Source organism: Leptospira perolatii (assembly GCF_002811875.1).
Classification (GTDB): domain Bacteria; phylum Spirochaetota; class Leptospiria; order Leptospirales; family Leptospiraceae; genus Leptospira_B; species Leptospira_B perolatii.
On the sequence record NZ_NPDZ01000006.1, the window covers coordinates 59,913 to 84,720 of the forward strand.

At 42.4% G+C, this 24,808-nt stretch carries 25 protein-coding genes and 1 tRNA gene; 9 read left to right on the plus strand and 17 right to left on the minus strand.

Going from position 1 to position 24,808, the window contains the following annotated elements; translation table 11 throughout:
- Positions 1-18 precede the first annotated feature (18 nt).
- Positions 19-2,040, plus strand: coding sequence for a 7TM diverse intracellular signaling domain-containing protein (locus CH373_RS10780; protein WP_100713779.1), 2,022 nt, complete (start codon positions 19-21; stop codon positions 2,038-2,040).
- Here CH373_RS10780 and CH373_RS10785 read toward each other — a convergent pair.
- From CH373_RS10785 to CH373_RS10830, 10 genes are all read right to left on the minus strand, one after another.
- The gene (locus CH373_RS10785) at positions 2,012-2,398 is read right to left on the minus strand and encodes a hypothetical protein (RefSeq protein WP_100713778.1); all 387 of its coding nucleotides are present in this window, start codon (positions 2,396-2,398) and stop codon (positions 2,012-2,014) included. The two genes, CH373_RS10780 and CH373_RS10785, sit on opposite strands and share 29 nt — an antisense overlap.
- A 307-nt stretch (positions 2,399-2,705) precedes the next feature.
- The gene (locus tag CH373_RS10790; RefSeq protein WP_100713777.1) at positions 2,706-4,205 is read right to left on the minus strand and encodes a polyamine aminopropyltransferase; all 1,500 of its coding nucleotides are present in this window, start codon (positions 4,203-4,205) and stop codon (positions 2,706-2,708) included.
- A 1-nt stretch (position 4,206) separates the two neighbouring features.
- A complete protein-coding gene (locus CH373_RS10795) occupies positions 4,207-4,404 on the minus strand; it encodes a hypothetical protein (RefSeq protein WP_100713776.1) in 198 nt (65 codons plus the stop codon).
- A gap of 18 nt (positions 4,405-4,422) precedes the next feature.
- On the minus strand, positions 4,423-6,396 hold the full coding sequence (locus tag CH373_RS10800; RefSeq protein WP_100713775.1) for a DUF4178 domain-containing protein: 1,974 nt from the start codon (positions 6,394-6,396) through the stop codon (positions 4,423-4,425).
- Between the two features lie 67 nt (positions 6,397-6,463).
- Positions 6,464-7,336: an adhesin OmpL37 family surface protein gene (locus CH373_RS10805; RefSeq protein ID WP_100713837.1), complete on the minus strand. Its 873-nt coding sequence runs from the start codon at positions 7,334-7,336 to the stop codon at positions 6,464-6,466.
- A gap of 142 nt (positions 7,337-7,478) precedes the next feature.
- Complete coding sequence (locus CH373_RS10810; protein ID WP_100713774.1) at positions 7,479-7,862, minus strand: PilZ domain-containing protein; 384 nt, start codon at positions 7,860-7,862, stop codon at positions 7,479-7,481.
- 7 nt (positions 7,863-7,869) lie between these two features.
- Positions 7,870-8,616: an NRDE family protein gene (locus tag CH373_RS10815; protein WP_100713773.1), complete on the minus strand. Its 747-nt coding sequence runs from the start codon at positions 8,614-8,616 to the stop codon at positions 7,870-7,872.
- 22 nt (positions 8,617-8,638) lie between these two features.
- Positions 8,639-10,438, minus strand: a complete 1,800-nt coding sequence (gene lsa66, locus CH373_RS10820) for a fibronectin-binding adhesin Lsa66 (RefSeq protein ID WP_243393363.1) — start codon at positions 10,436-10,438, stop codon at positions 8,639-8,641.
- Between the two features lie 48 nt (positions 10,439-10,486).
- On the minus strand, positions 10,487-11,032 hold the full coding sequence (locus CH373_RS10825) for an NUDIX hydrolase (protein ID WP_100713772.1): 546 nt from the start codon (positions 11,030-11,032) through the stop codon (positions 10,487-10,489).
- Entirely contained in the window at positions 11,029-12,888 is a 1,860-nt protein-coding gene (locus CH373_RS10830) for a carbon starvation CstA family protein (protein ID WP_100713835.1), read from the minus strand. The genes CH373_RS10825 and CH373_RS10830 overlap by 4 nt, the downstream gene beginning before the upstream one ends.
- A 211-nt stretch (positions 12,889-13,099) precedes the next feature.
- On the opposite strand from CH373_RS10830, the gene CH373_RS10835 reads away from it, so the two are divergent.
- Positions 13,100-13,993: a DnaJ domain-containing protein gene (locus CH373_RS10835; protein ID WP_100713771.1), complete on the plus strand. Its 894-nt coding sequence runs from the start codon at positions 13,100-13,102 to the stop codon at positions 13,991-13,993.
- 7 nt (positions 13,994-14,000) lie between these two features.
- Here the strand turns inward: CH373_RS10835 and CH373_RS10840 are convergent, their stop codons facing one another.
- Positions 14,001-14,459 (minus strand): hypothetical protein, encoded by a 459-nt coding sequence (locus CH373_RS10840; protein ID WP_125169972.1) that lies wholly within the window; start codon positions 14,457-14,459, stop codon positions 14,001-14,003.
- 217 nt (positions 14,460-14,676) lie between these two features.
- A complete protein-coding gene (locus CH373_RS10845; protein WP_100713769.1) occupies positions 14,677-15,126 on the minus strand; it encodes a YHS domain-containing (seleno)protein in 450 nt (149 codons plus the stop codon).
- Positions 15,127-15,404: 278 nt separating this feature from the next.
- Between CH373_RS10845 and bufB the strand changes: the two genes are divergently transcribed.
- Both bufB and CH373_RS10855 read left to right on the plus strand, forming a co-directional pair.
- Positions 15,405-16,241 (plus strand): MNIO family bufferin maturase, encoded by an 837-nt coding sequence (gene bufB / locus CH373_RS10850; protein WP_100713768.1) that lies wholly within the window; start codon positions 15,405-15,407, stop codon positions 16,239-16,241.
- Positions 16,238-17,020, plus strand: coding sequence for an HvfC/BufC N-terminal domain-containing protein (locus CH373_RS10855; protein WP_100713767.1), 783 nt, complete (start codon positions 16,238-16,240; stop codon positions 17,018-17,020). The genes bufB and CH373_RS10855 overlap by 4 nt, the downstream gene beginning before the upstream one ends.
- Here the strand turns inward: CH373_RS10855 and bufA2 are convergent.
- The 5 genes from bufA2 to CH373_RS10880 all read right to left on the minus strand — a co-directional run bounded on the left by bufA2 (position 17,017) and on the right by CH373_RS10880 (position 20,719).
- Positions 17,017-17,283, minus strand: a complete 267-nt coding sequence (gene bufA2, locus CH373_RS10860; protein WP_100713766.1) for a BufA2 family periplasmic bufferin-type metallophore — start codon at positions 17,281-17,283, stop codon at positions 17,017-17,019. The two genes, CH373_RS10855 and bufA2, sit on opposite strands and share 4 nt — an antisense overlap.
- A gap of 124 nt (positions 17,284-17,407) precedes the next feature.
- Positions 17,408-17,995, minus strand: coding sequence for a YceI family protein (locus CH373_RS10865; protein ID WP_100713765.1), 588 nt, complete (start codon positions 17,993-17,995; stop codon positions 17,408-17,410).
- A gap of 100 nt (positions 17,996-18,095) precedes the next feature.
- Positions 18,096-18,791 carry a glycosyltransferase family 2 protein gene (locus CH373_RS10870; protein WP_100713764.1) on the minus strand — a complete coding sequence of 232 codons (696 nt, stop codon included), beginning with the start codon at positions 18,789-18,791 and terminating at the stop codon, positions 18,096-18,098.
- On the minus strand, positions 18,788-19,582 hold the full coding sequence (locus tag CH373_RS10875) for a hypothetical protein (RefSeq protein WP_100713763.1): 795 nt from the start codon (positions 19,580-19,582) through the stop codon (positions 18,788-18,790). Before CH373_RS10875 ends, CH373_RS10870 begins: the two co-directional genes overlap by 4 nt.
- 12 nt (positions 19,583-19,594) lie before the next feature.
- Entirely contained in the window at positions 19,595-20,719 is a 1,125-nt protein-coding gene (locus CH373_RS10880) for an LIC_10450 family protein (RefSeq protein WP_100713762.1), read from the minus strand.
- A gap of 210 nt (positions 20,720-20,929) precedes the next feature.
- Between CH373_RS10880 and CH373_RS18655 the strand changes: the two genes are divergently transcribed.
- From CH373_RS18655 to glmS, 5 genes are all read left to right on the plus strand, one after another.
- Positions 20,930-21,085, plus strand: coding sequence for a hypothetical protein (locus CH373_RS18655; RefSeq protein ID WP_165778816.1), 156 nt, complete (start codon positions 20,930-20,932; stop codon positions 21,083-21,085).
- Between the two features lie 98 nt (positions 21,086-21,183).
- Complete coding sequence (gene rpsT, locus CH373_RS10885; RefSeq protein WP_100713761.1) at positions 21,184-21,456, plus strand: 30S ribosomal protein S20; 273 nt, start codon at positions 21,184-21,186, stop codon at positions 21,454-21,456.
- 15 nt (positions 21,457-21,471) lie between these two features.
- Positions 21,472-21,544 (plus strand) — tRNA-Val (locus CH373_RS10890).
- Between the two features lie 31 nt (positions 21,545-21,575).
- The gene (glmM, locus tag CH373_RS10895) at positions 21,576-22,967 is read left to right on the plus strand and encodes a phosphoglucosamine mutase (protein WP_100713760.1); all 1,392 of its coding nucleotides are present in this window, start codon (positions 21,576-21,578) and stop codon (positions 22,965-22,967) included.
- A gap of 4 nt (positions 22,968-22,971) precedes the next feature.
- Entirely contained in the window at positions 22,972-24,804 is a 1,833-nt protein-coding gene (glmS, locus tag CH373_RS10900) for a glutamine--fructose-6-phosphate transaminase (isomerizing) (protein ID WP_100713759.1), read from the plus strand.
- Positions 24,805-24,808 lie beyond the last annotated feature (4 nt).

Sequence of the window (24,808 nt, forward strand, 5' to 3'; positions counted from 1 at the left end):
GTAATTCTTTTCCGGAATATGCGCGGCTCCTTGATCGCGATACTTCTAGGTTTTTTGCTTCCCTGCACTTCTTTAATTGCGGTGGAGGAAGTTCCGATATTTTCACTCATGCAATCCATGGACGGAGTCTCTGTGAATCGCTCCATGCTGCTTTACGCCGGCACTCGAGAATCTTATGAAAAGGTAGCCGACAAGCCTTATGCGTGGAATCGAATGGAAAAGGAAAACTTACCATTCAGTTTTACGGATCAAACTTTTTGGGTCAAGTTCTCCGTGAGGTCTCCTAAACAAGAAAATCCGATTTCCTGGTATTTTCTTTTGAACAATCCTGGGATGGAAGAACTCGTTCTCTATAAGAAAGTTCGAATAGAGAATTCGGAGTCTTGGGTCGAGATCGGACAGGATGTGAGGACTTCCTTTTTACATCCATCTTTCCTGATTGAGACTCCTTCTGACACGCAGGAAGACTTTTTGATTCGTGCGTCTAGCAGACGTTCTGTGATCTTGAATTTCCAAGTTTGGACTCCTAAGGAGTTCTTAACTAGAGTTCAATATGAGAATATACTTCTCGGGCTTTACTTCGGAGCAATCGGGATCATGCTGATTTACAACGGATTTCTTGCATTTGTTGTAAAGGACTCCAGCTATTTCTATTACGTATTCTATTTACTGTTTTACGCTCTATGGCAGCTCGCCGTTTCCGGAGTAGGTGCACAATATTTGACTGAGTCGACTCCTCAGAGTTGGAACGATTATTTGGTAGGGTTTGCATTTTTATCCGTGTGTTTTTCTTTATTGTTTACTCGTTCCTTTTTGCATATGGAAAGAGAAGCGGCCAATTGGAAAAACCAAGCTTTCTTGTATTTATCCGGTTTTGCTTTTATAGGATTCTGTGTTTCTTTGTTTCCCTCTGCTTACTCCGCGATGATGAGGGCAGTATCATGGTATCCGTTCATTTCAGCGATTCTAGTCGTATACGCGAGTGTTACTAGGTTAAAAAAAGGATTCCGACCTGCGAGGTATTTTCTGTTAGCTTGGTCGGTGCTGATCGTCTCTGTTCTCGTAACGTCATTGCGCAATCTTTCGATCATACCTGACTCATTTATGGTTCACTGGAGCGCACAGATTGGTTCCGGAATCGAAATGACGCTACTTTCTTTTGCGTTAGCGGACCGAATTAAAACTCTCGAAAAGGATTCCTTGCAAGCAAGATTAGAAAATTATGATAATCTATTGCGTTTAACAGAAATAGAGGGGGAACTAAAAGTAGCCAGAGAATTGCAGGAATCGATTCTTCCAGAGACTCTCCCCGAAGTGCCAAATCTAAAACTATCAGTGAGAAGCGAATTCGCTAGTTCTGTCGGAGGAGATTTTTACGACTTTTATGCCGTCGGGAAAGGAAAACTAGGAATCTTTCTTTCAGATGTTTCCGGACACGGAATTCCAGCAGCAATTATAGCTTCCATGGTAAAATTGGCGTTTTCTATCGAAGTAAGAAATCATGAAGATCCAGCAGAAGTGCTTCGGAATATTAACAGGGCCTTGAATGGTAAGTATGGGAAACATTATATTACTGCCGCATACGTTCTTGTAGATGGTGAAACTGGAAGAGTGAGTTATTCGAACGCAGGACATCCTCCACTTGTGATTGTTCGTAGAGTGTCGGGCGAAACCAGGGAAATTTTTCTTCCGGGTTGGATCATAGGAATGGACCCAAATTTGAAGAATTCAGTAGCCGAGTTTTATTTGGAACCCGGAGACCGATTAGTCGTTTATACAGACGGGGTCACCGAAGCAAGAAGTCCTAAAGGAGAAATTTTTGGTTTTCAAAAATTCTATAAGTTATTGGGTGAAAACATCTCCTTACCTGGTGAAATGCTGGCAGAAATTGTATTTCAGACTCTCAGGGAGTTTACGGGAAATCGGAAACATTTTGAAGACGATCTAACGATGGTTGTGTTAGACTTTCAACCGGCTCCAGAAATGAATCCGCAAGCCTCCCTGCTCGGCGTTACTTCTGGTTTTTCAGGTAAGCAATGAGTTCCTTCGAGACCTGAATCGGTCTTTTACGGTAGGTTTTCTTATATTCCTTTTTAAATTCTTTATGACAATTTTTGCATGAAGATTCGAGATCCCCGCTACTTAGAGCCTCGTCAGTGATTTCCTTCCATTTTGTCTTTTGATCTTCTAATGCAAAATTCGGAACTTCTTTCAGAATTCTTTCCAGTGATGCTTTGTCGCCTTTTTTAGCCTTCTTGGAGGCCGGCTTGGTATAATCTTCCATGAAGTCATGCAACGTTGTCTCGGTAGTTTCGTTTTGCGCGAAGACAGATACACTAGTAAAAAATCCGAGGATGAGACTGAAGAGAAAGATTGGAAAGGTTAATTTTATTTTCATGATTATTCCTTTGATTGTTGGCACATTTTCCTTTTGAGTATTTCTTAGTTGAGTGAAATTCTCTATTAGAATTTCAACAATATCAATTTTGACCTGACTCTTATCGCAAAATGTCCCGCCGAATTTTTTTGAAGCAGTATAAAGGGTCTTTTGTGCGGAATATAGGAGTTCCTACAAGCACACTGCGAGAAAAAAAACCTTGCGAGAAAGATTAAAATGTGAAATACGGGCGGTTGTGTACCCGCCACCAGCCCCCCGCCCAGGAAGGGTGGGGCAAAACCCAAAGTACGCACCCGAAGGACTGCTTCTAATCGAGAAGTTTGTTCCACTCCTGATCATAGTATCTGACTAAGGCTTGGTTGTTTAGATGATTCGATTCTACTTCCACCTTCGACATGTCCAAGGGGAATTCCGATAAAGAAAAGAGTTCGGTAGTATTCAAAAATCTTAATCCTTCCGGAATCTCGTTTCGATAGGTAAGATTTCTTCGCGGGCTGGCCAATACAAATCCCCATTCCCCGAAGGACGGAACATAGACATGTAAAGGTTTTGTGTAGAAGCCGGATTCTCGAAGGGTAGCATCAATGCACCAAAAGGATTGTCTGGCGAACAAGGGCGAAGTGGACTGAATTTCGACCACAGAGAACGAGTTCAATCTTCTCTTTAGAATTCTATAGAATGCCGTTGTATAGAGTTTGCCAATGGAAAAGTTACTAGGATCAGGAAAGTCCACTAGGACTACATCGAATGTATCCGTGGAACCTTCTAACCACAAAAAGGCGTCCGCGTTTTCTATTTTTACTTTCGGGTCGCTTAAACTCCCCTGATTAATCTGCGTTAAAAGTGGTTGTTCCGAAAATAATTTTGTCATTTCAGGATCCAAGTCCACTAAAGTCACCGATTGGACCGTTGGATGTTTTAGAATTTCACGAACTGCTAATCCATCGCCTCCGCCAAGCACCAAGACTTTTCTCGGATTGGGATGTGCGAGCAATGCGGGATGTGCTAAGACTTCGTGGTAGCGATACTCATCTCTGGAGCTGAACTGAAGGTGTCCGTTTAGAAAAAGCCTAAGCTCGTTTTTATAGCGAGTGACAATGATTCTTTGAAAATTCGTCTGCTTGGTGAGTATGATTTCATCCGTGTAGAGACTTTCTTCGCTATAAGTTGTTAGATAATCGGAGAATGCGAATCCTATCGTTAGAATCGTGAGTACTATTGCCGATTTTGCGTGAAAGCGGGATTTTTCCCTTTTGGTTAAGGGCAAAATCCATGTACCCCAAAGTGCTGTTCCCGCATTCAAGATTCCGAACAAGAAGGAAGTTCTGACCATCCCTATTTTTGGAGCAAAGAAAATCGGAAAAGTGAGAGATGCGATCAATGCACCAGCGTAATCCAAGCTCAGCACCTTTGAAACTAAATCTCTAAATCCCAGCTTCTTTTGTAGAATCCTCAACAATAGAGGTATCTCCATCCCAACAAGGATTCCGATGCAAACTACAAGAACAAACAAAGGGATTTGAAATATCTTCGTATGACCGAAGCTCAGAAATAAAATCGCAGCGCTCGAACCACCTAACAGTCCGAGCGCGAGTTCAACTTCTAAAAATTTTCCCACTAAATCTTGGATCAGATACCTCGAGAGCCAGCTGCCGATTCCCATGGAAAAAAGATAAATTCCGATGACTAATGAAAATTGGGTAACCGTTTCTCCGAGTAAGTAACTGGCTACGGTTCCGGCTAGTAATTCATAGACTAAGCCACAGGAAGATAAGATGAGTACTGAAACTAGTAATGCTCTCTGCAGTTTATTTTCCTCTAAACGTATGAAGAAAGTAGTTGTAGTGGGATCGATATACTCCTGGATTTTCTCGAACTGTCTTGGGCACTTGCTCTATTTCATCGTAGTTAGTGCTAGCCCCACCTGTCCTGTAATCTGAATAGAATCCGTAGGCGATTCCTGCAGCGAATAGTGGATAAATGATACCTTTGAGAATGTCTGACATAAATGATTTAGAGGCAGGTTATGCTCTCTTCTCCTCGAAAGAGTAACTTCTAAAAAAAGTATAAATCAACGGTAGCCAAAGCAGAATACCATACAAGAAAAATGGACCTGGGCTGGAAACATCTCGCAAAATCTTTACTTGATAATCGGATCCGTCACCAAATCTATAATCTGACTGCGATTCCAACCGTAAGTAATATTTTCCCGGAGGAATCTCTGCCATGGACTTTGAATCGGAACGAGAACCTTCCGACCAAGATTCGCCGTCTTCTACTCCGTGATAATAGCTTGTCTCAATTTCGGTATCGTAAGCGATATCAGTATCAACGTTGATTAATGCTGCGGAAAAGTAGAGATATTTATTATCTAGACCAGGCGCCTCGATTTCAATTTCCACATTCTCTGCAGGATCTCCTTTGATTTCAAAGATATTGGTTACAAAAGAATTATCTCGAAAGTTGGGAGTTCCTATGTCAGTCCCGGGTGCCGATGTTTGGGTATAATGAAAAGTTCCTTGATAAACAACTTCGTTCTTCGCTTTAAAACAGGAATGTACCTGGAGCACAAAAAAGATTCCGGTGAGCACGGAAGCAACAAGCAAGTTTCTTTTGAATCGATTGCGATACGGATTGGGTTCACAGACTCCCACTCCTTCCGGTTTCGGAAGTTTTGAAGCAACTTCTAAAGGCACTGCTTTTTTTAGAGTATCAAAAGGTATGAAAGTACCTTTGGACCAGAATATTTCACGATCGGTTTTCTCGGAGGAAAGCATGTAGGGAGGATCGATAAAATCATCCAGCTCAGCTGTATCTCCCGAACTTACCTTCCAATAAAATTCTCCCAACGCTGTTTCTGTTTGTGCATCTGAGTGCTGAAAAAATTTAAAAGTATTCTTTCCGAATGTCCTTTTGTATCCAGCGGACCACTTTGGAACTCCTAGCAAAGGCTCGAAGTAGGTCCAGTTTCCGCGGTTTTCATTCAGCCACGCGTAACCACCTGGGAAATGCAAAAGATAATCGGTCCAATAATATGTTTCTCCTTCATCTCTCGTATACTTTCGCATTACACCGAGTACTTTGGATTCTGGAAGATTCGGCAGTTTCACGACAGTCCCCAGCGGAAGATAAATGCCGTTCTTGGAAACTTTTTCGAACTTATCTATGATTTTGAGTTCTTCGCGATCGGTATCCATTACGGTACCACAATATTCGCAAGCAACAGATTTGGAAAAATCAGGTCTAATCTGACTGATCGATGCCCCACAACCTAAACACTGGAAGGAGCGGGCTTGCACCAAATTTGCTCCAAAAGAATCTGGTTCTCTTTTTAAATTACGTAAATGTAAATCTTCTAACTTTACGGAATCCCCGATGAAAAAGAGAGGTGGGTCTTCCGAATAATCTAAAGTTGCGAACTTACCGTTTTCGTTGGCTAGATCGAGTAAAGTCGCAGTATATCCTGTCTCGAAACCGAGAGGTAATTCGCCTTCTCCGCCTACGCAGGTGGCCGTCATAATTTCTTTCAAGGTCCAGGGTTCGTTTAAAACGAAAGTATCTCCTGGTTGTAGTCTTTCGTCTCGGCCGCTCATAGAAACCACGACTGTAGGAAGAGCGTTCTCGTTCTTTTTCAGTTGAGGGACAGCTGCCGGGTTGGTAGGTTTTTCGAGTCTAGTATAAAGATAGGTCCCTTGCGCTTCTCCAAGCCAAGCGGTGTTTCCATTTTCTTCGGCAACGTACCATTCGTTCCAAAAGCCTAGATCGAATTGAAGCTGTATCCTTCCTAATACTTTAAAGTTCTGATTCCGAATTGTGCCTTCCGATCCGATTTGCAGGATCGTGTTGTCGTCGGCTAGCTCCCCGGATACACCGATCTTTTCTAAATTTACATCTTTCTTGAAGGATATCGTTTTACAATTGGAACAGACCGCATACACGGAGGCCTTGTTCTGAAAAGGCATGGGGGCGCCGCAATTGGGACAACTCAGTTCTGGCACAAGGAATGGGGATACATTAGTAAACTTGTATTGTCAAGACGGGTTTTCTAAAATACGAAAAAGAAATTTACTCGGTTCCGGTTCCAAGATCGCTTCTTTTTGCTTTTCTCCTCGCGCGATCCGAGGCTGGGTCGATCTCCCCAAAGGCTCTTTCCAATTCTTCCAATTTGGGAGTTTCCCAAGTAGCTTCGTACAGATTATCCGCGTTATAAATCTTGAAATTGTTGTCGAAATGAATCCTAGAATATTTGTCCGCGTTAGAAAACATGGCTCGATTGATTTCGCTGAAAACTTCCTCGAATTCGTTCGATTCCAAGGCGGGCTGAAAGTCCGAAAGATATTTTAGTGAAAGCAGGACTACATATTTTCTCGACTGCTTTAGCAATTTCAAGGCTTCGTACAAATACTGAGTTTTGATTCCAGGTAGATAAGGTCTAGAATTGTCTGCTAGGGTTTTTTTGATCTGCGCGGCTCCGAGTTCTCGGTAACCCATTTCCAAATGATGGATTGCCTCAGCATCCTTGCCCCTCAATCCGAATTTGGATAAATAATCCAGTTCCCTTAATATTTGGGTCTTATAGGTTTCTACGGTATCAGAATACAATCTTACAAGTAACCTTTGTGTTTGCCTCATTTCGTCGTAAGAATGAGGTAGATCAAATTGCAAGTACAGTGTGAAGGTTTCGACGTGATGTTGTATGCATCTTTTATAAAGAGCTCTTTGCTCTTCCGTGCCGAAATTGGACATGTTGCTATTAATTGCTTTTAAATGGAATTCATTCTCCTTTAATCCCCGCTCTACTCTTAATAATGCAGTCGCCCTGTTGCTGTCGAGGTCGGCATTGAGAACATTCGTGGGAGTTCCAAGAACTGCTAAGAAACATAGAAGTACAAATAACGCAGAGTGCGTAAGTCTAAAACTTCTTCTACTCTTCCACATTTTTTCCATATCCCTAATTTCGGGTTTGCTGGGGGGTAAAATTGAATTCGTACGGAAGAATAACTTCTCGTTCCTGAATTAGAAGGTTATGTCTTTTGTTTAGTTTTAGAGAAGTAGAGTATGTATTTGATAAAGTGATTACTTAGTTTAAGGGCTTTTTGTCTTTATCGAAGAATTTCTTGTGAATAAGATCTTGGATTGCGCTTCTATCTTCGTCAGAAAGGTTGATAAAAATACAATTTACTTTTTTTCCAGAGACTCTGATTACTTCAGCTTCGAGCTCCATATTCTTATCATTTACAAGAGCGAACAGCTGTATGCGATCACCTTCAAATACAGAGGAACGAGTTTCTAAGCCAGCTCCACCAGTTCCGATATCTATGATATGAATGGGGAACCTCTGCGGTTTTCCTTTGATACAGAAATCCCCATCTATCGTAAGTTTTACTCTCGCATTTTTTCTTTTCTGCTGAGAAGGATCACGATATTCATACTTGTCATCGAATAACGAAGTAGTTCCTGCCATAAGGCAATCATGGAAAAATCCGAAATTCCGTCAAAGTGAAATTGAAATCCTCTTCAATCCCGTCTTCACATGGTTGTAGCGGTTTATATAGTAAGGAGACATCATCATGATCTACTACGATGATTGTTCTAGAAACAGTATGAGCATCCTCTCGATGCATGCAAGGAGAGTATGCTCCTTTTTCGGGAAAATGGCAGGACAAAAATTCTTTTGCCAAAGTTATGAATTCTTTTGCACTCGGAGTAGAAGCAGGTAAAAATTTTTCCTGAAAAACTTTTCGTCTGCTAACCTCTGCTCTCTCACCTAGCGTAAAAGAACTACCATAAACTACTAAAGAAGAAGTATCCGTAAAGGACTCGCACGAGCTTCCATTCCAAATATATGCCGTCGTCTGCTTTGGACAGACTCGAAATAGTTTAAATGGATAATAGTTTTCCAATTCTTTTGGCGAGTAAGATTCGAGCTCTCTTTCTTTTAGCAAAAGCGAGCGAACAATCTGTCCTCGGCTCAATGGATTTTCCAATAGCTTCAGGATAGCTTCGTAATAGTTTAGAACGCAGATGATTTCACCGGACGAGTTGATTCCGATCCAGGTACCTCCTGCGTCCCCGTCTACAGGTGCGATCGCTTTTCCTTTATCCGAAGTGAGTAGTGTAGGTGAGAGCGACTTGAGTCTTCGAATCGATTCATCACGATTGAATCCGATTCCGTAGGAATTTTTCTCCGGGTCTCTGTAGATTAAAGTAGTACACATTTATTAGATCGTTCGTTCAGATTTATTTTCTGTTACTAAGAAAAAAATCTAATCGTTGATTTCTTTCGGTTTCGTAGGAGCCGTTCCCTGGAATTAATGGAAGAGTTTCACCGTAGCCCCGAAATCTATATCTCTCGAATTCGTGATCTTTGCCCAAAAGCGAACGAAAAATTTTGATCACTTTCTCCTCCGAAAATCGCAAATTGAACTGGTCGTCTCCTCTGTGCGAAGTATGGTACTGGACCTCTACAAAATATCCAGGAAAAGTCTTTAATAAGGACCTTAGTCGGGAGGGAAGGGTCCACCATCTTTCCTCAAGCATTCTCTCCGGAATCGAAATACGGTAACCTTCTTTCTCCTCCAGGACCAAGATTCCAGAGCGGATTTCTCCCAAATTCTTTTCTTCTTCTCTTCCGAAAATATCCTTATAGTTTAAGACTACTTTTAACGGAGCTAGAGAACCGATTCTCCGACCTTGTTCGTCCGATCCGGACCAGATCAAGTTACTCGGCATTTCTGAACCACCGACCCAAGTTTTTACAATTCTTTCTTCGACCTCGTTTTCGCCATAGGATTCGAATAGGGTTAGTTTCCAAGAAGCAAGTGCTAATCCTTTGGACTGCAATCGAATCACAAGATTATCTTTTTCCCAGTTGCCATCCGGAGTGAATCCTTCCGGACCGAGATCGTAGGAAATTTTAGCTTTTTCGTCGGTAAGAGTAAATTTTTTGGAATGAGTCACGATCTTATCGTAGCGACTATAGATTGTTAGACGGTAGAAATATTCCCCTTCGCTTAACACTTTGCCATCGTTGGTTTTCGGCTCCCAATTCCATTCCGCAGGAGGTTCTCCCAAAGAGCGATGCGAATACAGTACCTTTTCGTCCTCGCCGCTTCGCTTCAGCACTTCCCATTCGTAAGAATCGGATTTTAATTTAGGAGATAAGTACGAAAAGAATTTCAGCCTGTTTTGGGGTAGCCTAGGATCGGAAGGGAATAAGCTCCCTTCCACATTCAAATCGGCTCCCACGTTTTCTTCTCGAACAGAGATATTTTCGACCTTCTGGACTGATTCGTTCCCAGCGGGATCTCTTGCTGTCAGTCTGTAAGTGTAGAGTCCGGGGGCTACTTGTCTTCCATTTGAATCTGTGCCATCCCAAACGAGATTGGAAGGAAGATCTCTAATTTTCCAGGTATACGATTTAAAGGATCTGCCTTCCTTATCCAAAAATTCACCCAGAAGAATATCAGACGATTCCGCCGTCGCTTTTTGCTGAAAAATTATTTTAGATAAAGATCTATCGCCAAAAAGTAATAAACGATTTCTGCAAGTTACTTCAACCTTTGGAGATTTTGAATCCAGATAGATCGAAGATTCTTCAGAAAGAATCCTCTCCTTGTTACGGGTGACCAACAATAACTGATAAGAATAAATTCCGTCAGGTAAAAGATTGCCGGCCTCGTCCTCTCCGTTCCATTCTATATATTCCGGCGTTCTTATCTCCTCGGGTGCATATTCGTTTTCATCCCAAAACCAGGTAAAGTTTTTTCTTCGCCTTCTATCGGCATGAAATGTTCTTACAGTTTCCCCGAAAGAGTTTTTGAGATTCAATTCCCAGTCTTGCAGAATAGGAAGGGACTCCGAGCGGATTTTAAAGACAAATACGTCTTCCTTTCCATCCAAATTCGGGGTAAAACTAGACTTTTCTGCAGTTATGATTGAGTTCGAGAAAATATCGAAGGAAGAAAGAAAGACGGATGCAATGAGAAAAATGCGAAACGGAAGTCGGTATTCTATTTTCGAATTTTTTCTTTGGAGCATAGTCCTAGGATATTTGTAGTAGGAAAAATTGCATCGGTTTTTCCTGATCTAATGATGTCTTGGACTTCTTCGCAGAGATCCTAGGTGGGTTCCCTGCTCGCCGCTTTCCGAACCTTCGATATATTTTTTGAGAGCGTATGTAACCGAGCCGAAAGCGATTTCATCCCAGGGAATTTCGTCGGGCAAAAAAAGTTTTACTTCTTCCGATTCTGGGCTCGCACTAAATTCGCCACCCACTAGTTTTGCAAGAAAGAACATATAGACCTGGCTGATATGAGGGATACTATAAACAGTATGTAGCCTAAGGATTTCTATCTCTGCGTTTGCTTCCTCATTCGTTTCTCTTGCAGCGCCTTCTTCTACAGTTTCTTTGTTTTCCAAAAAGCCAGCAGGCAAAGTCCAGAAGCCTTTTCTGGGCTCGATGGCTCTTTTGCAGAGTAGAATCTTACCTTCCCAAATCGGAATAGATCCTACGATGATTTTCGGATTTTGATAGTGTATGGTTCCACATTGATTGCAGACAAATCTGGGTAGGGTATCGCCCGCTGGAACGATAAACGAGACTTCCGCACCGCAGTCACTGCAATATTTCATAAACTTCGAAATCGCCTCCAGGCAAGCAATGCCTCAACTAAGAGCCATAAAGTTAGTAGGATAAGAATTCCTCCTACCGAGGCAAGTAGATAGTTGGGTGATTTTCCGTATAGAAAATCGATAAAATTGGCGACCATTGCCCAGAGTGTTGCTCCTAACACGAAAACCATCGGAATAAATGTATAGATAGTTTTTCGTTTGGAATAGAGCAGATAGATCGTAACTACGATCAGTGCAAGTCCGGCCAATAGTTGGTTTGTAGTTCCAAAGAGTTTCCAAAGTGCCAAGCCTGCCGCTTTCTTTTTTCCATCCTGCTCGATTTCCAAAAAGGCAAAAAATCCAATGGCGGCACAAGCGATCATACTAGAGATGTAACGATTTGCAAAAATCTTGATAATCCATGGAACTCCAGTGCTTTCCGCGATTTCATCGATATTGTATCTGAGAAGTCTTGTGGCGGAATCTAGAGATGTGAGCGCGAAGCTGACAACGATCAAAGCGATGAACCCTTGTGCGAACTGTTCGCTGAATCCTAGTTGTGAAATGAATCGCCCAGTTCCGTAAATGTAAGCTCCTACTTGTGGGGCCAAGCCTTGAATTCCGGACCAAGATTTATAGAAAGAGGACCATTCATCTGCAGAAGCGAATCCGATCGTACAAGCGACGACTGATGTAAGCCCTAGTAGCGATTCCCCCATCATACCACCGTAGCCGATTGGTCTGGAATCAACTTCTCGATCCAGCTGTTTTGCCGTGGTCCCGGAACTGACAAGTGCGTGAAAACCCGAAACCGCGCCGCAAGCGATCGTAATAAATACGAAGGGAACTAGATCAAGGCCGATCGATTCTGCCCGTATCGGCTCCGCATTAAAACTCGGAAATTGGTTCGTGACGCTTCCTAGAAAAAAACCTACATAGATCGCGATAATTCCTAAATAAAGAAGAAATGAATTAATATAATCACGGCTTTGGAGCAAAAGCCAAATCGGAGTCACGGAAGCTAGAAAGGAATAGGCTAAAAGAAAATATTTCCAGCTTACTACCCCGGGGGATCTACTCGAATCATTCAGACCGGTCCAAGTCAAAAAGTCTTCGCGCATTCCCAGAACCATAACAGCCAATGTTAATGTAACACTGACCACGGTCAGAGGGGTTAGATTTATATCTTTTTTATAATGTAGATAGCCAACCGCAATGGCAAAGAACATGATTGCAACAGTAGGCAGGACCGCTTCCGGGAAATGGCTCCTCAACTTGATCGGAGATTCCTGTGTTTCGATTCGGATTTCGGAAGGATGTGTATCGTCCTTGATCGAAGGCTTGGTCTGAGTCTGCTCCGAATGTTGAGTCTGTATTTGTGGAATAGGCTTCAATTTTGGATCTGCCGAAAACATTTCAGCCAGAACTATGACAAAAACCCCCATGGCCAACGATACCAAGAAGAAGATGATCACGTGAAATAAACTTCTCGCTCTTGAACCCAGTAGGTCTTGTGCGACTTGTCCGATCGATTTTCCTTGGTTGCGAACAGAAACGACCAGGGCACCGAAATCGTGCACGCAACCGATAAAAATTGCGCCTAAAACTACCCAGGCCATAGCGGGTAGCCAGCCCCAGATCACCGCGACTGCAGGGCCAAGTATCGGGGCCAAACCTGCAATGGAAGCATAATGGTGGCCGAACAAAATCGCGGGCTTGGTAGGCAAATAATCCAAGCCGTCATTGAATTTGTGCGCAGGTGTATCGCCTCGAGTATCCTTCAACTGGAAGATGGATCTTGAAAGATAACCTGAGTAATAACGATAACCTAAAAAGTAGAGAAAAAAACAACCGAGCACCGTGATCAATGGGAGCATAAAGGGAAAAGTCTGAGGAGGGCTAGCACGGATCAAATCTTTTTTAAGATCTGTTTTTGCGAAGACTACGATTAGACATACCTGGTCAACTGGTTTGCAGGTGGAATCTACAGCACTTGAAAAAACATGAGTTAGCATTTAGAATATCGTTTTGGGAAAAGGATTGGACAAGTCTGATAAAAAAGGCAGGCTTTATTAAAGGGTTAGTACGGTGAGTGTCCGGAGTTTTGAACAAGTTAGATCTTCGTTAGAAGATATACTTTTTGAAATTCAATCCTCCTGTACTGATTGCGAGTGGTTCATTTCGTCCGAAAAGATCATTGAGATTTTAGGAATCCGCAGGGAAGATTATTACAAAATCCTTTATACGCTTAGAGGTGAAGTGCACCAAGCATCGAGGGCCGCGCAAGGATTCAAAGAGACTCAAGCGGATCTACTTGTAAAACTACTTTCAAAAATTCTAAAGTTAGAAGGCCTAGAGCACGAGTTTGCTAGAGCAGGCGTTTATTTTGACGACTCTTATTTGGAAGAGTTGCGAGATCATCTCAGGGAGCTCGTTAGATCCAAGCTTGAAAAACATGAATTGGATCGGGAACTACTTCTGCTCCTAATCTCTTCTACAAAAAGGTTCGAGGACGCATTCGATTCCTATTTTGATGATAAGTTTAACTTGGAGAGGTTAGTAAGCAACGGAATCAGTGAATTTTTGGAGAGAAAATCGATCTTACCTGATTATGGTGCTGATGTCTTCCTTAAGAACTATTTCTTTCGAATTCTAAATACTAAGGTCTTTTTATTAAGGGAAATCACTTCTGAGTATCGGGACCGAGCTTACTACGAAATCTTCGGAAGGTTCAGACACGAAGAAAATAAGAAGAAGAAAAAATCACACTCGAGAAGGCATTCAAGGGTTGAATCCGAAGATAGTGAAGTCCGAAAACACAGAGAATTTTTAGGCTTATCGGAAGATTATAGCAAGTCGGAACTTCGGAAGAAGTATAAGGAACTCATTAAGAAATACCATCCGGACATAAATAAGGAAGGATTAGAAATGACGCAAAAGATCATCGCGTCATATAATTTTCTCGTAATGAGAACAGGCTGATTTGCCTTTATGGTTTTCCCCAAATCCGCTTATTGTACAGCCAAAATTCTGAACTTGTAATCGGCAGCTGGGAAACGAAATTTCCTTTCGCATTATAGAACTTCTTAATAACGGTCTTGTTTTCGAATTTTTGGACTTTATCCTGCTCTTCGATTTTCTTAAAGTCCGTTTTTAAGCGATTCGGATCTTTGATTTCGAATTCCATTCTTGCGGTATCTCCGAATTCCAGAACTCCCTGCAATTCTCCCTGCTTTCCAAAATAGGATATCGATTTTAGGAATTCATTCTCGTAATCGAATTGTACAAAAAAGACCCCATCTTCAAAATCAATCAGGTTACTATCAGAGTCCACTTTGTAATATAACACCTGTTTATCGGTATTTCGTACAATTATTTCGGAACCTGAGTCGTTCGGGTTGATTTCAGGCCTAACGTTTGTTTGGTGAAAGCCTCGAACAGTTTGCATGTAAACTGTTGGATCCGCCGAACAATCGAAAAGAAAGATCAGTAACAGGCTGAATATGAGTAAAATTATTGGTTTTTGAGAAGCACGAGCTGAAGGTTTCATAAAGGTCTACGCTTAATAGTTTAGACAAATGGAATATTCCTATCCATCCGCCTTTCATCCCTACAATCGCAGAATGAAAACTTGCGCGAGAAACCATTATTCCGAAAAAATAATGCTATTTTTTCTTAGGTAAAAGGTTCCATTGCTTGTCCGCCTTCGCAATGTTACCCGGAATGTCGCGGCTCCAAAAACCGTTTACTTTTTCATTGTAGTTTAAATATAGTTTTCCGTTTACAATCGCCCAAGCCTTGGGGTCAATATCGTAGGTCTCACCGTCTCTCATCGCATAAGCACAGTATCCTCCGTATTGTGGAGCAAAATCTTCCGGATGTTTTGCAAATGCTGTCAGGTTCGCTTGAGAGGAGAAATACCATTTGGCTCCGTTCCAAACCAGCTGAAAATTCTTGTCTCCTATCACGGGTCGATTCTCTTTAAAGTAAGCAACTGGATCCGCACCCTTTATTGCTATTACTCCGTCGGCTTTGTAAACAGGATCCACGACCTGTGCTCCAGTGCAGTAGAGGAAGCTTAACCAAAGCAATGCTATAAAAAGATTTCGTTTCATAACGAATGATTCGAATTGTTCGAAAGATCGGTTACTGAGATTCGAAAACTTTCCTTTCTATCAAAGAAGGATTCAGGCCGGAATCGCTGTTTCTTGGGGGTTTTTGGGAAGGGCCCCGCCCTTCCGTGGGTGGGGGGCCGGTGGCGGGTACCACCCGGCCTCGCCGTTGCCCTACTAACACGCATTCGCATTTTTTTCAACTGATATTTCATCTTAAAATTCGAGTAGGATCTCCTACAAGTTAGTTACAGCACCGAGCAGAACTTTATGATAGCTTCATGAAAGGTTTGGGTGTCGGCTTAAGATCTGAGCATTATAGTGAGATCTTACGGAGCGATTCTGTAAAGGTGAATTGGTTTGAGGCGATCACCGAAAATTATATGGATACCGAAGGAAGACCTATCGAAATCCTGGAAAAAATTCGAAGTAGGTTTCCGATTGCGCTGCACGGTGTGGCTCTTTCGCTGTTAGGCGGCGATTTTCCAAATTTGAAATATTTCGAGCGATGGAAAAAATTGATCCAAAGGATAGAGCCTTTTCTTGTTTCGGATCATCTTTGCTGGAGTTCTCAAGGTGGTTCGTATTTACACGATCTACTTCCGTTTCCATTTACCAAAGGATTTTTGCAGTTGGCGATTGAGAGAGTTCAATACATCCAGGAATTTCTGAAGCGTCCGATACTTCTTGAGAATGTTTCTACCTATGTCCGGTTTACCGAAGATGAAATGACAGAGTGGGAATTTTTAACTCAAATTTCCAAGGGTGCCGGCTGCGGTATTTTATTAGATATTAATAATGTTTTTGTAAACTCCAGAAACCATGGGTTCGACCCAGCCACCTATTTAAACCAAATTGCTTGGGAATCTGTAATGCAAGTTCACCTGGCGGGCTATACGGATACCGGAGAATTTCTATTCGATACTCATTCACAGCCCGTCTCACAGGAGGTTCGCGAGCTCGTGGGTCAGTTTTCCCCAAAAATTCACAATCTCCCGGTATTGGTCGAATGGGATAGCGATCTGCCTAACTTTGCAACCTTGGAGAAGGAAGCTTTAAGTATTCGTAAATTGCTAGAAAACGGAAATACTAAGACGGGGCAAGGAGGCCTTGTGTGAAATTGCCGGCGAATCACGAAGAAAATTTTAGATTAGAATTCGCAAAGATAGTGACTTCGCAGTCGGTCTCGAAGGATTTTTTGGCCAAGATTCAACCCTCCAAAAATGTTTCGTTAGAAACTGTCTTAGAAGTTTACTCATCGGGTTATTTGGTGAGATTGAAAGAATCCCTGGGAGAAACTTACGAAACAGTCTGGTCCGTGTTAGGCGATGAGGCTTTTTTCTCCATTTGCGAAAAATATATTAAAAGAACAAAATCAACCTCGTACAATTTGTCCGATTACGGTCTGGACTTTTCGTTATTTTTGAAACTAGAGGTGTCAGAGTTTCCGTTCTTGCCGGTGCTAGCGGAATTTGAGTGGGAGTTCCGGAACTTGTTTCACTCGAAGGGATCGAGTTTTCTGGGGAGTCCATCCTTGCCGAAGGATTCTTCTGTAATCGATATGCGAATCGAGTTTGTGCAGCCGGTCATTTTTCGCGAACACGAATTCAGCGTTTATCCATTTTGGAAGAATAGAAAATCGAATTCTTTTGCTGAACTTAACTTTGAATGGAATCAACCAGAGTTTCTATTAATGATGAAAAAAGGTTCGGAAATCAGTTCCGAATCTATTTCGGGCTGGGAATTTAAATTGGCAAGATTGTTAAGAGAAGGGAAGACCCTCCTCGAAGCTTCAGAGATTATAGAAAGTGAAATACCAAATCCAGAATCGGTTTCCACTTTTTTTTCCCGCTTGCTCCAAGGAGGATTTATTCAAGATATTCAATGCGAATATTAAGATTTTTTAAATGTTCCTTTTTTGGCGTCGCATTCTTTTTTGGTCATAGACATCCAGCCTTGCCCTTTACAGGAATTTTTACCCGCGCAAGAATGTCCCTTTCCGCCGCAATCTCCGGTTCCTTTGCAGGAGTTAATACCGTGGCATTCTCCTTGAGCGTTTTCGTCCCCTGAGGTTGACGGTCTATCAACTGCAAAAGTGCCGGTTGCCAATAGGCCGGAAACTGCTGCTCCGATAATTAAATTTTTTGTGGTTTGCTTCATTTCATTCTCCTAAATTGAAAGGATCAAAATTTTAATTTACTAATGTTAAAAGAATTCCTACCCTAAAAGAGTCCGTTCAAGCGGAACTTGAAAGACCGATTTAAGTTCTAATCATTTTAAAAGCCTATTCCGGGATCGCTTCACCTTCGATTCTAATCAGAATTTCTTCTCCAACCAAAAGACCACCGGATTCCAAAGTCTTATTCCATGTAAGACCGAAATCTTTTCGGTTGATCTTTGTAGAGGCTTCGAATGCGTGATGGATATTTCCCCAAGGATCTTTTGCGGAACCGGAATAAGTAACCTCTAGTTGCACCGTTTTAGTGACTCCTTTTATCGTGAGCTCCCCATCTACTTTAGAAATACCTGATTTACTAATAGAAGCTGCTGCTACCTTAAAGGAGATCTTGGGAAACTTTTCAGCGTCGAAAAAGTCTTTGCTGCGCAGATGCTTGTCTCTGTCCGGTTCGTTGGTATTGATTGACCCGGAATCTATTGTGACTTCCAATCCGGAAAGTTTTCCAGTCTTCTCTTCAAAAGAAAATTTGCCAGCGAAATCCTTAAAGTTTCCCGAAACGTTGGAAATCGATAAGTGTTTTACTTTAAATCCGATCGAAGTGTGCGAATTATCTAGGCGGAAATTTCCTGCGTAAAGTTCGCCTAATACTAAGAATGCGCTAATGAAAATGGTTAAGAATTGCCTGAGGTTCAAAGCTTTTTCTCCTGTGATCTAAGCTTAGTTCGGTCCCAAAGTGGATCGGTTACCAAAGATGCCTAGATTTTCTAGAATGAAAAGTTTAAACTTTCAAAAATTAGGAAAATAAATTGTAGCGAAGCACGCAGTAAATCGCCCGAAATCCATCCCTCCAGCCGATTTTTTTGCCCTCTGCGTAAGTGCGCCCGTAATAGGAAATACCAACTTCGTAGATCCGAATCCCCGGAATCTTAGCTACTTTTGCGGTAATCTCAGGCTCGAATCCGAAGCGATTTTCCTTAATCTGTATGGATTGGATCACTTCCCTACGAAAGGCCTTGTAGCAAGTCTCCATGTCGGTGAGGTTGATATTGGTAAACATGTTGGAAAGAGTAGTTAGCAGAAGATTTCCTAATCTATGCCAGTAATAGACTACTCGATGAGGACGACCTCCCATGAATCTGCTTCCAAACACTACATCCGCCTTACCCTTGTAAATCGGATCGATTACGGTAGGAATTTCCATAGGATCGTATTCCAGATCAGCGTCCTGAACGATTACAATATCGCCTCTCGCCGCCAAAAATCCAGTGCGAAGCGCTGCTCCCTTGCCTTGGTTTTTATCATGCAAGATTAATTGATCTACGAGCTTTTTGTAGGCGGGGGTTTGCAGTAGTTCCTTGGTACCATCACCGGAACAATCATCTACGAGAATGATTTCTTTGTCTTTGATCGGAACCTTGCGAACCGTTTCCAGAATGTTCTTGATGGTTTGTTTTTCGTTGTAACAAGGGATAACTATGGAGAGTTTCATTGTCGGTCCAATCCGGCAAGCTCGCCCATACGGAAGTCCCGGACGATACTTTCCGCTCGGACAATTATTTTCTCGAGCGCGATCGCGAAAAGCAAATTCTTATAAGCCTCTGCCGCCTTTGGAGAATCCCTGTCCGAAACCTGGACAGTCATACGTTCACTGACTCTATTTTTGGTGAGACAGTCTACGGCATTTTTCGCAAGACCAGCCAATGCGATAGAAACTTCTTTGAGTATATTCTGAGTATCTCTCTCCATCGCGGACTGGTTACCATTTGCATCTAACAAAGATTTGATATGTTCAGAAATTCTGAGGGATGGCATTCCCCTACGAGTGACACCTAATCTCTCGACAACCGATACTGCATCTTGGAAAGAGGCAAACTCCGGCGTTCCTCTAAAAATATGGATTAAGACAGGCAGTTCTGTCTCCGCAAAGTTGACTATGGCTCCGTAAAAATATCTCATCTCAGGTCTTGCAAGTGGATGAAAATCTATCTTCGGATACTTTTGTAACTTTTCTTCGTGTTCACTCAGAATTTTACCAATCGTTTCGCCTTTTGCAGCGTTTCTTTTTTCGAGTAGCTCTTGGTGTTTTGCTTTGACCTTCTCAAGGAAATCCACTTCTTCCTTCAGAAACAGATCTACATTTCCCCTATGTTGGAGAATATGAGTATACCTTTGCTCAAAGGCTTTTAGATCAAATAATTTTGGGGCGTTTTTGGCACCATCTCGGTACTCTCCCCGGAGCTTTTCTAATACGGACTTAATTTCTTGGTCACTGAGAGCCATTTTGAGGCTTCCCTATCTGTCATTTTCGATCCATTTCTGCAATGAGATCACTAATGCAGTTATATCATCCGAGCAATAAAGTAAAGCACTTCTCGCGTCCCGAAACATTTGCTGTTGGTTATAAGGAACTTGCTTCAGATGGTTTTCATTCTTGGTATTGAGTGCATTCAAAGTGTTGAGGATCATTTTTTTGAGTTTTATAGCAAGAGAGGAGAGCATTTCTTGCATTTCCCAGCGAATTACCAGGCTTAACCGATCTTGGTCGGTTGATCTAGATTGCAGTTCCTGCCTTCTCGAGCTTTCATATTTTGAAATATAATAAGTAATCGATCGCGGAAAAGAAGTAAGTTCCTTATAATAATTCACTGCCTTGTCAAATTTTTGGAAGAACTCGATATCGTATTCTCGGTTCATATTACCGATGATATTCTTATTTTCCGAAGGATCTCCGGTGACTTCAAAAACCTTAGAGTTTCGGATATTATTCAATACAGATTCGATTCTTTCACGAACCCGATTGAATTCTTTGACAATATCCTGAATAAATTTGGCTTCGTTATCTGGATTGCTATCCGATTCTATAAACGAGGGGACATCACTTTCTGCTTGAGTGTTGGATGAAGCCGGTCTTCTATCCATGATGTTTAAGTCTACTTTAGATAAATCGAATAAGTCTTGAGAGTTGGCAGCGTTCGCGGCTGTTTTAACCTGGGGAGAAGTCGGAACCGCTTCTGAAGTAGTTCCTACATCGCCGTTGCCTGGTTTGTCTGAACTTTCCTTTTTGGAAGTAATGGCCTCTTTGTGCTGAATTACTTTTTCTGCAAGTGAGTCCACCCATTCTGCTGCGGGATGCTTTGTTGATTTTAACAAATTGGAAAGCTTGTCCAAGTCCAAGTGTACGCCGTGTTTCACGGAGGTTTTTGGCCGGTGCGGTTGGCTAGGTAAAGCATCTGAAATTTTCTGGAGAGTGATTCTTACCAGTTCGGCTTTTCTTTTCTCTTTATTGAATCTAACGGCGAATCGATTCCCCTGACGATCCATGTATTTATTTCCAAGTTGTGCTAATGAAATTCGATTTGGATCAATTTCCTTGATGGAGTCTACGAGGATGTATTCCGGTTCTTTTTTAGATATCATAGACAGTATTCCACTTTATCAGAGATGAACAATTGGACGAGACCACAAAATGCAAACCAACGCTGTTTATAAAATCGGGATAAAACTTTCCCACGATTCGAAAAAATAAATTTCCAAAAGAGTGTAATGTAGAAACAGATAACGTACGCTAAAGAAAATCAAGTCTGAAATTTATTACCCAAGTGGCAATGTCTAGTAAGGTTCTAATAAATGGCTCAAGAAATCGGGGCAATTGACAGCTACGCAGAGATCTCCCGTGCCGAGAGTTGGACACTAAGCCCTGGTCTTCGGGCAGACCAATTTCTCGAGCTGAATTGTAGAATTGCTAGGGCGGACGAAGCAGTCTCCGGAGTCGCGCCTTGCTAGCCAAACTGCCTTTTCGAGCAAACTTCCTGCAAATTCAAGATTGACAGTCAAGCCCAGTACGAAAACCTGGGTCCATCCCTCGATAGGAAGGTTAATCCTTGGCGAATATTAAATCTTCAGAAAAAGATATCCGGAGAACAAAGCGCAGGAATGCGGCAAATTCGCAAAACCGGAACCGCCTTAGGACCCAAGCCAAAAAGCTCCTAAAGGCACTTAAGGACGGCGAAAAAGAGTCGGTCCAACCGTTATTCAAGGAATATTCTTCCCTCCTTGATAAGGCAGCCAAAAGCAATCTCATTCACTCTAGAAATGCGGACCGCAAAAAGAGTCGGATGGCGAAACGCATTAACAACCAGGCAGCAACAGCCTAAGACCGTTATCATAACGGGCGATTAGCTCAGCTGGGAGAGCGCCTCCCTTACAAGGAGGATGTCGGCAGTTCGATCCTGTCATCGCCCAAGTCTTTTTTCATGCGATTCTATTCGGAACCATGGCTTTAAACGATAAACCACCAGCCTTCCAGCACCCGGACCTGATGGTCTCAGTCTCCGGAATTCGAGGAATCATTCCCACAGGATTCAGTTCGGATATTATCTACGACTCCCTCCGCGCGTTTGGAACCTGGATAAAGGGAAACAGCGTTGTTGTCGGTCGAGATTCCCGGCCCAGCGGTGCATATTTAGAAAATCTTGCACTTGGTGTCTTGCAAGGAATGGGCAAAAAGGTGATCCGGCTTGGAGTAGTTCCTACACCTACCGTAAAGGCAGTCGTGAACCAATCCGGTGCAGGAGGTGGAATCATGATTTCTGCCTCCCACAATCCAATCGTATGGAATGCCTTTAAGTTGATCGGCCCCAAAGGATTCTTTACCGGTTCGGCTGATCTAGAAGCAATTTTGGAAATTGTTCGAAATGAATCCTACAAGCCATTCCAGTTCAAACCGAATGCGGAAATCGAAGAAGGGCAGGGCAGGATCCGTGCACATATCGATTCCGTGCTGAAGAGGGTCGATGTACAGTCGATTCGAAAGCAAAAATATACAGTCCTCTTGGATGCAGTCAATGGAGGAGGGAGTTTTGTACTCCAGGAACTTTTGGCCAGTTTGGGTTGCAAAACCATTCCGTTGCATTGCCAACCGGATGGAACTTTTCCAAGACCACCTGAGCCGACTCCTGACGCTCTGAAGCAAACTTCCAAGCGGATGAAGGCGTCCAAGGCAGATATTGGTTTTGCCCTGGATCCAGACGCAGACAGACTTGTGGTTCTCTCCAAAAAAAGAGGAGCGATTTCCGAGGAATATACTCTTCCACTCAGTTTTCTTTCTTATTTAAACAGCCAAAAGGTTCCGAAGAAAGCCTCTTATACTGTGAATCTATCTACAAGTTTTATTAATGAATGGACTGCATCGCAATATTCGATTCCGACTTACCGTTCTAAGGTGGGAGAAGCGAACGTTGTTTCAGAAATGATTCTTCGGAAATCCGTTTTTGGAGGAGAAGGAAATGGTGGAGTAATCGATCCAGAAATTCCTTCTTTCGGGAGAGATTCCTTGTCAGGGGTCGCTCATATACTGAATCTGCTTGCCCTTAGGGGAGAAGACCTCGATACTGTGCTGGACGGTCTTCCAGAAATTCACATGCGCAAAGTCGCTTACAAAATTTCAGGACAAAAGCCAGAAAATGTCTACTCTCGTTTTAGGGATGCCTTTCCGGAATCCAAGGAAGATACACGAGATGGATTGCGTTTGGCTTTAGAAGATTCTTGGGTCCATATCAGACCCTCGAATACGGAACCGATCCTCCGCTTGATTGCGGAAGCTAGGACTAAGAAAGACCTAAACCTCCTCGTGGAAAAAGCGGGAAGGATCATGGAGAACTCCTAATAGTATGTGTGGAATTGTTGGTTATGCCGGAGATAAAAACGTAGAATCAGTTTTGATCGTGGGGCTTATTAGTCTAGAATACAGAGGATACGATTCGGCAGGTATCGCAGTACTCGATAAAGGCGAAATTCTTGTCAGAAAACAAAAGGGCAAGATCAAAGACTTAGAAAATTATCTAAAAGAATATCCGGTTGGCGGAAATGTCGGAATCGGCCATACAAGGTGGGCCACACACGGGGAGCCGAACCAAACCAATGCCCACCCACATACGGATTCCGCAGGTTCCGTAGCAGTCGTGCACAATGGAATTATAGAAAACTATTCAAGTATTAAACAGGAACTAAAAAAGAAAGGTCATGTGTTCCATAGCCTGACGGATACGGAAGTACTTCCTAATTTACTCGCAGAAAGTCGCAGGCAGAAAAAGACAAATAGAGAAGCATTTATTGAGTTATTCAAGAAGATCGAAGGGAAATGGGCAATCTCGGTAGTTTTTGATAACGAACCAGATCGGGTTTATTTTGCGCAGGACGGCGCACCTTTGCTAGTCGGCAAAGGAAGAGAAGAATACTACCTTGCATCTGATATTTCTCCGCTTACAAGAAATTGCAGAGAAGTTTATTATGTGAACTCGAAAGAATGGGGGTACTTTACAAAAACAGAATGTAAAGTCTTCGACTTTGACGGAAACGAAAAAACGATCGAATTCAAAAAGCAAGAAGTTCGTTTTGAGGATGTGGATAAGGGCGGATACCCACATTATATGATCAAAGAGATCCACGAACAGCCTGGAATTTTCAGAAGAATCATCCAATCTAGGATGGGCGAAAACGGAGAGATTGCATTTCCGGAGACTACGATTTCTAGAGATGTTCTTTCGCGGGTAAATCGAATCATCATCCAAGCGGCTGGAACGAGCTACTATGCAGGAATGCTAGGAAAGCATTACTTAGAGAATTTCGCGAAGATACAAACTGATACGGAAACCTCTTCGGAGTTTCGATACAGAAATCCAGTCGTTGAAGGAGATACTCTCATTATGGGGATATCTCAGTCCGGGGAGACCGCGGATACTTTGGCTTCTTTACTAGAAGCAAAGGCTAAATTTATCAAAGTAGTTTCTTTGGTGAATAATGTGAATTCTACCATTGCTAGAGAATCCGATTCGTTTATCAGAACGGATGCAGGTCCTGAAATTGGAGTGGCAAGCACGAAAGCGTTCACCGCTCAAGTCATCAATTTACTTTTGTTCTCTCTCTATGTGGCTCGACTGAAGTGGATCGTGACCGACGAAGAACTCAAATACTTTCTCGAAGAAATACGACTTCTGCCGAATAAGATGGAAAGAATTTTAGAACAGGCCAGCGTTTTGGAAAAATGGGTTATGAATTTTACCAAAACCAAGGATTTCGTCTTTTTAGGGAGAACTTACAATCATCCGATCGCACTAGAAGGCGCCCTGAAATTAAAAGAAGTTTCTTATATTCATGCTTCAGGTTATGCAGGCGGAGAATTTAAGCACGGCCCGATTGCTCTTATCACAGATGAAGTTCCAGTGGTTTGTATTGCGACTAAGGGCGAAATTTACTCTAAGATGCTTTCTAATATCCAGGAAATCAAGGCAAGGAGCGGAATTATTATCTCTATTGTAACAGAAGGAGATAAAGAAGCAAAAGAGCTTTCTGATTATTGCTTTGAAATTCCAGATTGTCCTGAAATCCTCAGCCCGATTTTGAATGTACTTCCCTTGCAGCTACTTGCCTACTACTCTGCAATTGCGAGAGGCTGCCCTCCTGATCAGCCTAGGAACTTGGCTAAATCGGTCACAGTGGAATAACCAG

What these genes read in the sequence shown, in the direction of transcription:
- glmS (WP_100713759.1), top strand. Translation starts at nt 22,972, where the DNA reads ATGTGTGGAATTGTTGGTTATGCCGGAGATAAAAACGTAGAATCAGTT.
- CH373_RS10810 (WP_100713774.1), bottom strand. Translation starts at nt 7,862, where the DNA reads ATGGCAGGAACTACTTCGTTATTCGATGACAAGTATGAATATCGTGAT.
- CH373_RS10830 (WP_100713835.1), bottom strand. Translation starts at nt 12,888, where the DNA reads ATGCTCCCATTGATCACGGTGCTCGGTTGTTTTTTTCTCTACTTTTTA.
- CH373_RS10780 (WP_100713779.1), top strand. Translation starts at nt 19, where the DNA reads ATGCGCGGCTCCTTGATCGCGATACTTCTAGGTTTTTTGCTTCCCTGC.
- CH373_RS10880 (WP_100713762.1), bottom strand. Translation starts at nt 20,719, where the DNA reads ATGATATCTAAAAAAGAACCGGAATACATCCTCGTAGACTCCATCAAG.
- CH373_RS10845 (WP_100713769.1), bottom strand. Translation starts at nt 15,126, where the DNA reads ATGAAACGAAATCTTTTTATAGCATTGCTTTGGTTAAGCTTCCTCTAC.
- CH373_RS10785 (WP_100713778.1), bottom strand. Translation starts at nt 2,398, where the DNA reads ATGAAAATAAAATTAACCTTTCCAATCTTTCTCTTCAGTCTCATCCTC.
- CH373_RS10805 (WP_100713837.1), bottom strand. Translation starts at nt 7,336, where the DNA reads ATGTGGAAGAGTAGAAGAAGTTTTAGACTTACGCACTCTGCGTTATTT.
- lsa66 (WP_243393363.1), bottom strand. Translation starts at nt 10,438, where the DNA reads ATGCTCCAAAGAAAAAATTCGAAAATAGAATACCGACTTCCGTTTCGC.
- bufB (WP_100713768.1), top strand. Translation starts at nt 15,405, where the DNA reads ATGAAAGGTTTGGGTGTCGGCTTAAGATCTGAGCATTATAGTGAGATC.
- CH373_RS10815 (WP_100713773.1), bottom strand. Translation starts at nt 8,616, where the DNA reads ATGTGTACTACTTTAATCTACAGAGACCCGGAGAAAAATTCCTACGGA.
- CH373_RS18655 (WP_165778816.1), top strand. Translation starts at nt 20,930, where the DNA reads ATGGCTCAAGAAATCGGGGCAATTGACAGCTACGCAGAGATCTCCCGT.
- CH373_RS10825 (WP_100713772.1), bottom strand. Translation starts at nt 11,032, where the DNA reads ATGAAATATTGCAGTGACTGCGGTGCGGAAGTCTCGTTTATCGTTCCA.
- CH373_RS10840 (WP_125169972.1), bottom strand. Translation starts at nt 14,459, where the DNA reads ATGCAAACTGTTCGAGGCTTTCACCAAACAAACGTTAGGCCTGAAATC.
- bufA2 (WP_100713766.1), bottom strand. Translation starts at nt 17,283, where the DNA reads ATGAAGCAAACCACAAAAAATTTAATTATCGGAGCAGCAGTTTCCGGC.
- glmM (WP_100713760.1), top strand. Translation starts at nt 21,576, where the DNA reads ATGGCTTTAAACGATAAACCACCAGCCTTCCAGCACCCGGACCTGATG.
- CH373_RS10875 (WP_100713763.1), bottom strand. Translation starts at nt 19,582, where the DNA reads ATGGCTCTCAGTGACCAAGAAATTAAGTCCGTATTAGAAAAGCTCCGG.
- CH373_RS10795 (WP_100713776.1), bottom strand. Translation starts at nt 4,404, where the DNA reads ATGTCAGACATTCTCAAAGGTATCATTTATCCACTATTCGCTGCAGGA.
- CH373_RS10870 (WP_100713764.1), bottom strand. Translation starts at nt 18,791, where the DNA reads ATGAAACTCTCCATAGTTATCCCTTGTTACAACGAAAAACAAACCATC.